A 9,043-nucleotide genomic window follows, 5' to 3' on the forward strand; every position below is an offset into this window, starting at 1 on the left:
CTGGCAGGGCTGGTCCGGGCCCGCATGCGCATCCTCAGCCGGTCCGCCCCTGGCAGGGGGGCGATGCTGGCCCGCATGCGCATACCCAGCCCGTCATGGGGGTACCCCCTGGACCTTAAGGCCTTGGGGGAGTTTGAGGACGAGCGCCCTTCAGCGCGAACGGGGTCTGGGGCGGAGCCCCAGGGGCCCCGGCTGCGGACCGTGGGCGCTCCTCGCGCAGTTCCCCGCGCCCCTGGCAGGGCTGGTCCGGGCCCGCATGCGCATCCTCAGCCGGTCCGCCCCTGGCAGGGGGGCGATGCTGGCCCGCATGCGCATACCCAGCCCGTCCGGCGATTGAGGACGAGCGCGTTCAGCGCGAACGGGGCCTGGGGCGGAGCCCCAGGGACCTTGGCTGCGGCCCGTGGATGGCTGGTCGCGCAGTTCCCCGCGCCCCTGGCGGGGTCCGTGCTGGCCCGCATGCGCATCCTCAGCCCGCCCGCCCCTGGCAAGGGGACGATGCTGGCCCGCATGGGCATGGTCAGCCCGTCCGGCGATTGAGGATGAGGCCCACCCGTGTCGGCCTTACGTGCGGGTCGTGGATTTCAGGGGGGTGGACGGGTCCGCCACCTTCGTGGGGTCGAGGCGGGCCCCCGACTCGATCAGCTTGCGGCCCTGGGCCAGATCTCGGGGCCGGCCCACCGCGAGGACCGCCACCAGCGCCCCCTCCCGCAGCCAGCACACCGACCACGGCGTGGTCGAGGGGTCGCCCCGGCGGACCAGTTCGTCGGCGGCCGCATGGTGGCCCGCGTACTGGACGAACCGCCCGAACTGCTCGGACCAGAAGTACGGGACCGGGTCGTAGTCGGACGCGGCCTCGCCCACGATGTCGGCGGCGACCGTGCGCGGCCCCTGGAGCGCGTTGTCCCAGTGGTGGACGAGCAGGCGCTCGCCGAAACGCGCCGAGGGGAACGACACGCAGTCGCCGACCGCGTAGACGTCCGGCAGTGAGGTGCGCAGCCGGGCGTCCGCGGTGATCGCCCCCTCGGGGCCGACCTCGATGCCGGAGCCGGCCAGCCAGCCCGTCGCGGGCCGCGCGCCGATGCCGACGATCACCGCGTCGGCCGCCAGCACCCGCCCGTCGGCCAGCCGCACCTCGCCCGGCCCGATGGACGCGACCCTGGCCCCGGTGAGCAGATCGGCGCCCGCCTCGGCGTACCAGTCGGCCATGGGGGCGGCGACCTCGGCGGGCAGCGCCCCGGCCAGGGGGCGGTCGGCGGCCTCCACGACGGTGACCTCGCACCCCGCCTCCCGCGCGGCGGTCGCGAACTCCGCGCCGATCCAGCCCGCGCCCACGACCACGATCCGGTGCCGCTGGTCCAGGACCGGGCGGAGCCGCCGCGCGTCGTCCAGGGTGCGCAGCAGATGCACGCCGGGCACTCCCCCGGTGCCGGGCAGCGTCAGGGGTTCGGCGCCGGTGGCGATGACCAGCGTGTCGTAGCCGACCTCGCCCGCCTCGGTCACCACGCGCCGCTCGGCCGGCCGCACGCCGGTGACCTCCAGGCCCAGGCGCAGGTCCACGCCGAGCGCGTGGAAGTCGACCTCGAAGGCCGAGCCCTCGGACTTGCCGAGCAGGATCGCCTTGGACAACGGCGGCCGGTCGTAGGGCTGATGGGGTTCGGCGCCGATGAGGGTGACGGCTCCGGTGAAGCCCTGTTCGCGCAGGGCCACCGCGGTCTGCACGCCGGCCATGCCCGCGCCGACGACGACCACGTGCCGCGTCTGGGATTGCGTCTGCTGTTCGCTCACCTGATCACCATAAGCAGCTGACTGAGCGTCAGGTAGGGGACGGATCCCCGGCGCGCACCCCCGGGCCGCCCCCAGGCCACCCCCGGGCCCCTCCCCGGCCCCCGGACGCTCCCTTACTGCGCGTCGGCGGCTCGGGCTATGGTGGCTGGCGTAAAGCACTCGCGGGAGCCCGGACGGACCGGGCTGAGAGGGAGGCTGGGCGGCCTCCGACCGTACGAACCTGATCCGGGTCATGCCGGCGAAGGGAGGGGCTGGACGCCCATGCGTTCTGCACACAGCGGGCCCGCGAACGGGTCCGACGTCCTCGTGATCGGGGGCGGCATCATCGGCCTCGTCACCGCCTGGCGGGCCGCGCGGCTCGGCCTCGGTGTCGTGCTCGTGGACCCCGAGCCGGGCGGCGGCGCGGCCCAGGTCGCGGCCGGGATGCTCGCCGCCGTCACCGAGCTGCACTACGGCGAGCAGACCCTGCTCGCCCTCAACGTCGAATCCGCCCGGCGCTATCCGGCCTTCGTGGCCGAGCTCGGCGAGGTCACGGGCCTGGACACTGGCTACCGGGCCTGCGGCACCCTGGCCGTGGCGCTCGACCTGGACGACCGCGCCCACCTGCGGGACCTGCACGCGCTCCAGACCCGCTGCGGGCTGGAGTCGCAGTGGCTGTCGGGGCGCGAGTGCCGTCGCCTCGAACCGCTGCTCGCGCCGGGCGTGCGCGGCGGCCTGCGGGTGGACGGCGACCACCAGATCGACCCGCGCCGCCTGGCCCGGGCGCTGCTCGTGGCCTGCGAGAAGGCCGGCGTACGGTTCGAGCGCGCCTGGGCCCGGCGGCTCACGGTCCTGCGGGGACGGGCGGCCGGGGTGACCCTCGCCGACGGCGCCGAACTCCACGCCGACCAGACCGTGCTCGCCGCGGGCAGCCTGAGCGGCACCCTCGACGGCGTACCGGAAGAACTGCTTCCGCCGGTACGCCCGGTGAAGGGCCAGGTCGTGCGCCTGACCGTGCCGCCGGCGTACGCGCCCTTCCTGTCCAGGACCGTACGGGCGGTGGTGCGCGGCAGCGACGTCTACCTCGTGCCGCGCGAGAACGGCGAGCTGGTCGTCGGCGCCACCAGCGAGGAACTGGGCTGGGACACCACCGTCACCGCCGGCGGGGTCTACCAACTCCTGCGTGACGCCCACGAGTTGGTGCCCGGCATCACCGAACTGCCCCTGACCGAGACCCGGGCGGGCCTTCGCCCCGCCTCCCCCGACAACGCGCCCCTGCTCGGACCGACCGCGCTGCCCGGCCTCGTGCTGGCCACCGGGCACTACCGCAACGGCGTCCTGCTCACCGCCGTCACCGGCGACGTCATGGCGCACGTCCTGACCACCGGTGAACTGCCCGACGAGGCACGCCCCTTCACCCCGCGCCGGTTCACCGGCGCACCTCGGGAGCTGACGACCGCATGACCATCTCCGTCAACGGCGAGCCCCGCCCGCTCGCCCCCGGGACCACCCTCGACGCCCTCGTGGCCACCCTCACCCCGGCCCGCTCCGGCGTCGCCGCCGCCGTCAACGAGACGGTCGTGCCGCGCGGCGCCTGGTCCGCCACCACCCTCGGCGACGGCGACCGCGTCGAGGTCCTGACCGCCGTGCAGGGAGGCTGAGCCATGGCCGACGACGACCTGACCATCGCCGACACCACCTTCGGCTCCCGCCTGATCATGGGTACCGGCGGCGCGCCGAGCCTGGACGTCCTGGAGCGCGCGCTCGCGGCGTCGGGCACCGAGCTCACCACGGTCGCCATGCGCCGCCTCGATCCGACCGTACGGGGCTCGGTCCTGTCCGTCCTTGAGCGGCGCGGCATCCGGGTCCTGCCCAACACGGCGGGCTGCTTCACTGCGGGCGAGGCCGTGCTCACCGCGCGCCTGGCCCGCGAAGCGCTGGGCACCCACTGGGTCAAGCTGGAGGTCGTCGCCGACGAGCGCACCCTGCTGCCCGACCCGGTCGAACTGCTCGACGCCGCCGAGGTGTTGGTCGACGACGGGTTCACGGTGCTGCCGTACACCAACGACGATCCGGTCCTCGCCCGCAAGCTGGAGGACGTGGGGTGCGCGGCGATCATGCCGCTCGGCTCGCCCATCGGCTCAGGGCTCGGCATCCGCAATCCGCACAACTTCGAGCTGATCGTGGACCGGGCGAACGTGCCGGTGATCCTCGACGCGGGCGCGGGCACCGCATCCGACGCGGCGCTGGCGATGGAGCTCGGCTGCGCGGCGGTGATGCTCGCCTCCGCGGTCACCCGGGCCCAGGAGCCGGTCTTGATGGCGGAGGCGATGCGGCACGCGGTGGAGGCGGGCCGGCTCGCCCGGCGCGCGGGCCGCATCCCGCGCCGCCACTTCGCCGAGGCGTCCTCGCCGATGGCGGGCCTGGCCGCGCTCGACCCGGAACGGCCGGCGTTCTGAGCACGGCTGTGAGCACGGCTGTGAGCACGGCTGTGAGCACGGCTGTGAGCACGCCGGATCCGCGCGCGGCACGCCGAATCCGCCGCGCGCGGCCGGGCCCCGCGTCACAGGTCGGCTTCAGTAGGGGCCCCGGGCCGCCCGCGGCGTCAGGGTGTCCTGGGGCGCTCGTAAACTCTCCCCGTGGACACGACCCTTCATGACCCCCTCGTCGGGCAGGTGCTCGACGGCCGCTACCGCGTCGACGCGCGAATCGCCGTCGGCGGTATGGCCACGGTCTACCGGGCCGTCGACACCCGCCTCGACCGCGTGCTCGCCCTCAAGGTGATGCATCCGGGCCTCGCCGCCGACGCCACCTTCGTGGAGCGCTTCATCCGCGAGGCCAAGTCGGTGGCGCGGCTCGCGCACCCCAATGTGGTCGGCGTCTTCGACCAGGGCGCGCAGGGCCAGTACGTCTATCTCGCCATGGAGTACATCGCCGGCTGCACCCTGCGGGACGTGCTGCGCGAGCGCGGCGCGCTCCAGCCGCGCGCGGCCCTGGACATCCTGGAGCCGGTGCTCGCCGCGCTGGGCGCCGCCCACCGGGCCGGTTTCGTGCACCGGGACATGAAGCCGGAGAACGTGCTGATCGGCGACGACGGCCGGGTCAAGGTCGCCGACTTCGGTCTGGTGCGGGCGGTGGACGCGGTGACCAGCACCACGGGCTCGGTCCTCGGCACCGTCTCCTATCTCGCCCCCGAGCAGATAGAGCACGGCACCGCGGACACCCGCGCCGACGTGTACGCCTGCGGTGTCGTGCTGTACGAAATGCTCACCGGCGCCAAGCCGCACGGCGGGGACACCCCCGCCCAGATCCTCTACGCCCACCTCCACGAGGGGATGCCCGCCCCCTCCGCCGCCGTGCCCGGCCTCGCCGTCGAACTGGACGCGCTGGTCGCGTCGGCGACGGCCCGCGACCCCGACGCCCGCCCGCACGACGCCGTGGCCCTGCTGGCGCGGACCCGCGTGGCCCGCGAAGCCCTCGACGACGAGCAGCTTGACGCGGTGCCGCCGGGCTCCCGGAGCACGGCGGGCGGCGCCGGACCCGAGGACCGTACGAGCGTGATCCCGCGCGCCGCGACCACGCCGGTGACCCCGGTGGGCGTGCCGTTGCCCGCCGACGCGGCCGGCTCCGATTCCGTCCACCGCACCAGCCGTCTGATCATGCCGCGCGGCGTCGCCGAGGAGGAGCCGCAGCCGGTGGCGCGCCGCACTTCCCGCCGCCGCTTCGACGGCAGGCGCGGCCTGATCGCCCTGGTGAGCGCGCTCCTGGTGGTTCTCGGCGTCGGCGCGGGCGTCTGGTACATCAACTCCGGCCAGTTCACCCGGGTCCCGGCCCTCATCGGGCAGAGCGAGGACGCGGCGAAGCAGAAGCTGTCGGGCGCCGGGCTCGACCTGAAGAAGGTCGACCGGCAGTTCAGCGACACCGTCGAGCGGGGCCAGGTCATCTCGACCGACCCCGCCACGGGCGCCCGCATCCGGGGCAACGGCGCGGTGACCCTGATCGTCTCGCGCGGCCCCGAGACGGCGCAGGTGCCCAAGCTCGACGGGATGCCGCTCGACCGGGCCAAGGACGAGCTGGGCAAGGCCGGGTTCGCGCCGGGCGACACCACGAGCGAGTACAGCGACAGCGTGGCGCGGGGCGCGGTGATCCGTACCGACCCGGCCGCCGGCGTCAAGCGCCACACGGACACCGCCGTCGCGCTCGTCGTCAGCAAGGGCGCGCCCGTGGACATGCCGGGCGTCGTCGGTGACACGGTGGACGACGCCACCGCCGCGCTCCAGAGCGCCGGGCTCAAGGTCACCGTCGCCCCCGACCAGGTCAATTCGGAGCAGGCGGCGGGCAAGGTGGCCGCGCAGTCGGCGCCCGAGCACGCCCGCCTCACCCAGGGCGACACGGTCACCCTCACCGTGTCCAAGGGGCCCAAGATGGTCGCCGTGCCCAAGGTGACCGGCCAGAGCGCGGGGGATGCCCAGAAGGCCCTGGAGGCGGCCGGGTTCAAGGTGAAGGTCGACCGGGGCTTCCCGTTCCTGAGCGACGAGGTCGCCAGTCAGTCCGTCGCCGCCGGCGCCCAGGCCCCCGAGGGCTCCACCGTCACCATCACCACCAAGGGACTGTAGTCACCTCATGCGCAACCCCATCGGCGGCCACGTTCCGGTGGCCGGCGGCCTCGCCACGAACGGGCTCGGCTACGCGCGCGAGATCGGCGCGGAGACCGTGCAGGTCTTCGTGGCCAATCCGCGCGGCTGGGCCACCCCCGCGGGCAACCCGGCCCAGGACGAGCGGTTCAGGGCCGAGTGCGCCGAGGCGTCGCTCCCCGCGTACGTGCACGCCCCGTACCTGATCAACTTCGGCTCCGGCACCGGGGCGACGGTGGAGAGGTCCGTGGAGTCGCTGCGGCATTCGCTGCGCCGGGGCCGCGAGATCGGCGCGCTCGGCGTGGTCGTGCACACCGGCTCGGCGACCGGCGGGCGGCCGCGCTCCGAGGCGCTGGCCCAGGTGCGCGCGCACCTGCTGCCGCTGCTCGACGAGCTGACCCACGACGACGACCCGTTCCTGCTCCTGGAGTCGACCGCGGGCCAGGGTTTCTCGCTCTGCTCGCGCACCTGGGACTTCGGGCCCTATTTCGAGGCCCTTGACCACCACCCCAAGCTGGGCGTCTGCCTGGACACCTGCCACATCTACGCGGCCGGGCACGACCTGGCAGGGCCCGGCGGGATGAGGCAGACCCTCGACCTTCTGGTGGACACCGTGGGCGAGGGCCGCCTGAAGCTGATCCACGCCAATGACTCCAAGGACGTGGTGGGCGCGCACAAGGACCGCCACGAGAACATCGGCACCGGGCACATCGGCGCTGAGCCGTTCCGTGAACTGCTCGCGCATCCCTCGACCGCCGGCGTACCGCTGGTCATCGAGACGCCGGGCGGCAAGGAGGGGCACGCGGCGGACGTGGCCCGGCTCAAGTCGTTGCGGGCGTGAACGCGCGGGCGGCGTACGTCCCGCCGGACGTCGCCTGGAGCTCGGGGCCCTAGAGCTCGGGGCCGTCCCCCGGCTCCTCCTGGTAGGAGTAGCGCTGCTCGCGCCAGGGGTCGCCGACGTTGTGGTAGCCCCGCTCCTCCCAGAATCCCCGGCGGTCGGCCGTCATGTACTCCACGCCCCGGACCCACTTGGGGCCCTTCCAGGCGTACAGGTGCGGCACCACGAGGCGCAGCGGGAAGCCGTGTTCGGCGGTGAGCAGGTCACCGCCGTTGTGGGTGGCGAAGACGGTGCGGTCGGAGAGGAAGTCGGCCAGGCGCAGGTTGGAGCTGAAGCCGTACTCGGCCCAGACCATGACGTGGGTGACCTCGGGTGCGGGCGGGGCGAGTTCGGCGATCGTACGGGCCTTCACCCCGCCCCACTCCGCGCCCAGCATCGAGAACTTGGTGACGCAGTGCAGATCGGCGACCACGCTCTCGAACGGCAGCGCCGAGAACTCCTCGTGGTTCCAGCAGTGCTTGTCGCCGTCGGCGGTGGCCCCGAAGACGCGGAACTCCCAGCGCTCGGGCTTGAACTTGGGCACCGGGCCGTAGTGCGTGACCGGCCAGCCGCGCTGGAGGCGCTGGCCCGGCGGAAGCTCCGACTGCGCTGCTCCCTGCCGCTCCCGGCTCTCCGGCTGACCCATGACTCCATGGTGACAGACCCCGAGGGGTGGTGATGACCAGGGACTACTCGATTCGGGCAACTCCTACTAAGCATGCACTTACTGGACGGTCCTGGATCACGGTGCGAGGATGCGCGGAACCTGCCCAGTTACCGCTTGGAAGGAGCCTCCCCGATGCAGGGCGACCCCGAGGTCATCGAATTCCTGAATGAGCAGCTGAGCGCCGAACTGACGGCGATCAACCAGTACTGGCTGCACAGTGCGATGCAGGCCAATTTCGGCTGGACGAAGCTGGCCAAGTACACGCGTCACGAGTCGATCGACGAGATGAAGCACGCGGAGGTGCTGACCGACCGGATCCTCTTCCTGGACGGTCTGCCCAACTTCCAGCGGCTCTTCCATGTGCGCATCGGGCAGACGGTCACCGAGATGTTCCAGGCGGACCGGCAGATCGAGGTCGAGGCGATCGACCGGCTCAAGCGCGGCATCGAGGTGATGCGGGCCAAGGGCGACATCACGTCCGCAAACATCTTCGAGTCGATCCTGGCCGACGAGGAGCACCACATCGACTATCTCGACACCCAGCTGGACCTCGTGGAGAAGCTGGGCGAGGCGCTGTACATCGCGCAGCTCATCGAGCAGCCCGAGAGCTAGCGCGCCGGGCGCACCAGGCCGCGCGAGCTGGGCGTCAGGCGGCGTCGTCGAGGACGGCGGCCGATTCCGGCGCGGCGAACGTGAGCGCGGGGCGGCCCTGGTCGACCAGCTCCCTGCGGGGGCAGGCGCCGCGTCCGAGCAGCGCCTGGATGCGGCGCACGCACGAACCGCAGTCGGTGCCGGCCTTGCAGGCGGAAGCTATCTGGCGGGGTGTGCAGGCACCGCCGTCCACGTGCTTCTTGACCTGCTCCTCGGTGACACCGAAGCAGTTGCATACGTACACGCGGTTCACCTCCCGGGGTCGCTGGGCGCGGGATCCATCCGAAAGCCCGTCCCGAATGATCGGTGAGGCTAACCTAACCTTACCCGGCGCTCCGGGGGCGCGACAGCCCCGGTACGCCAGTGGGGGGGGGGGCGCCCGGGGGGGCCCCCCCCCCCCCGGGAACGCGGAACAAATAAATGAACGGGGCAAAACTGCGCGCCCCCAAC

Annotated in this window: 10 protein-coding genes and 1 riboswitch; of the genes, 7 read left to right on the forward strand and 3 right to left on the reverse strand. The window is 73.2% G+C overall.

Translation table 11 applies throughout. The features are described 5' to 3' along the window. The first annotated feature begins 387 nt into the window (after positions 1-387). The gene (locus ACFYM2_RS26460; RefSeq protein WP_388839670.1) at positions 388-537 is read left to right on the forward strand and encodes a hypothetical protein; all 150 of its coding nucleotides are present in this window, start codon (positions 388-390) and stop codon (positions 535-537) included. Positions 538-561: 24 nt separating this feature from the next. On the opposite strand, the gene ACFYM2_RS26465 is transcribed toward ACFYM2_RS26460, so the two are convergent. Continuing rightward, a complete protein-coding gene (locus ACFYM2_RS26465) occupies positions 562-1,785 on the reverse strand; it encodes an NAD(P)/FAD-dependent oxidoreductase (RefSeq protein ID WP_388839673.1) in 1,224 nt (407 codons plus the stop codon). Positions 1,786-1,936: 151 nt separating this feature from the next. Further along, positions 1,937-2,049, forward strand: a riboswitch (TPP riboswitch). On the opposite strand from ACFYM2_RS26465, the gene thiO reads away from it, so the two are divergent. From thiO to ACFYM2_RS26490, 5 genes are all read left to right on the forward strand, one after another. Next, the gene (thiO, locus tag ACFYM2_RS26470; protein WP_358995374.1) at positions 2,047-3,228 is read left to right on the forward strand and encodes a glycine oxidase ThiO; all 1,182 of its coding nucleotides are present in this window, start codon (positions 2,047-2,049) and stop codon (positions 3,226-3,228) included. Its footprint overlaps the riboswitch before it by 3 nt. Next, positions 3,225-3,425 carry a sulfur carrier protein ThiS gene (gene thiS / locus ACFYM2_RS26475; RefSeq protein WP_358995377.1) on the forward strand — a complete coding sequence of 67 codons (201 nt, stop codon included), beginning with the start codon at positions 3,225-3,227 and terminating at the stop codon, positions 3,423-3,425. Before thiO ends, thiS begins: the two co-directional genes overlap by 4 nt. 3 nt (positions 3,426-3,428) lie before the next feature. Then, positions 3,429-4,223, forward strand: a complete 795-nt coding sequence (locus ACFYM2_RS26480; protein ID WP_358995380.1) for a thiazole synthase — start codon at positions 3,429-3,431, stop codon at positions 4,221-4,223. A gap of 180 nt (positions 4,224-4,403) precedes the next feature. Continuing rightward, the gene (pknB, locus tag ACFYM2_RS26485; protein ID WP_388839676.1) at positions 4,404-6,380 is read left to right on the forward strand and encodes a Stk1 family PASTA domain-containing Ser/Thr kinase; all 1,977 of its coding nucleotides are present in this window, start codon (positions 4,404-4,406) and stop codon (positions 6,378-6,380) included. 7 nt (positions 6,381-6,387) lie between these two features. Then, positions 6,388-7,239: a deoxyribonuclease IV gene (locus ACFYM2_RS26490; protein ID WP_358995385.1), complete on the forward strand. Its 852-nt coding sequence runs from the start codon at positions 6,388-6,390 to the stop codon at positions 7,237-7,239. A gap of 49 nt (positions 7,240-7,288) precedes the next feature. Here the strand turns inward: ACFYM2_RS26490 and ACFYM2_RS26495 are convergent, their stop codons facing one another. Then, complete coding sequence (locus ACFYM2_RS26495) at positions 7,289-7,921, reverse strand: sulfite oxidase-like oxidoreductase (protein ID WP_358995388.1); 633 nt, start codon at positions 7,919-7,921, stop codon at positions 7,289-7,291. Positions 7,922-8,074: 153 nt separating this feature from the next. Here ACFYM2_RS26495 and bfr point away from each other — a divergent pair, with 153 nt between their 5' ends. Then, positions 8,075-8,554, forward strand: coding sequence for a bacterioferritin (gene bfr, locus ACFYM2_RS26500; RefSeq protein ID WP_358995391.1), 480 nt, complete (start codon positions 8,075-8,077; stop codon positions 8,552-8,554). A gap of 34 nt (positions 8,555-8,588) precedes the next feature. On the opposite strand, the gene ACFYM2_RS26505 is transcribed toward bfr, so the two are convergent. Further along, complete coding sequence (locus tag ACFYM2_RS26505) at positions 8,589-8,846, reverse strand: (2Fe-2S)-binding protein (protein WP_358995394.1); 258 nt, start codon at positions 8,844-8,846, stop codon at positions 8,589-8,591. Between the last annotated feature and the right edge of the window lie 197 nt (positions 8,847-9,043).

This window comes from Streptomyces sp. NPDC006711, from assembly GCF_042869775.1.
In the GTDB taxonomy this organism is placed as follows: domain Bacteria; phylum Actinomycetota; class Actinomycetes; order Streptomycetales; family Streptomycetaceae; genus Streptomyces.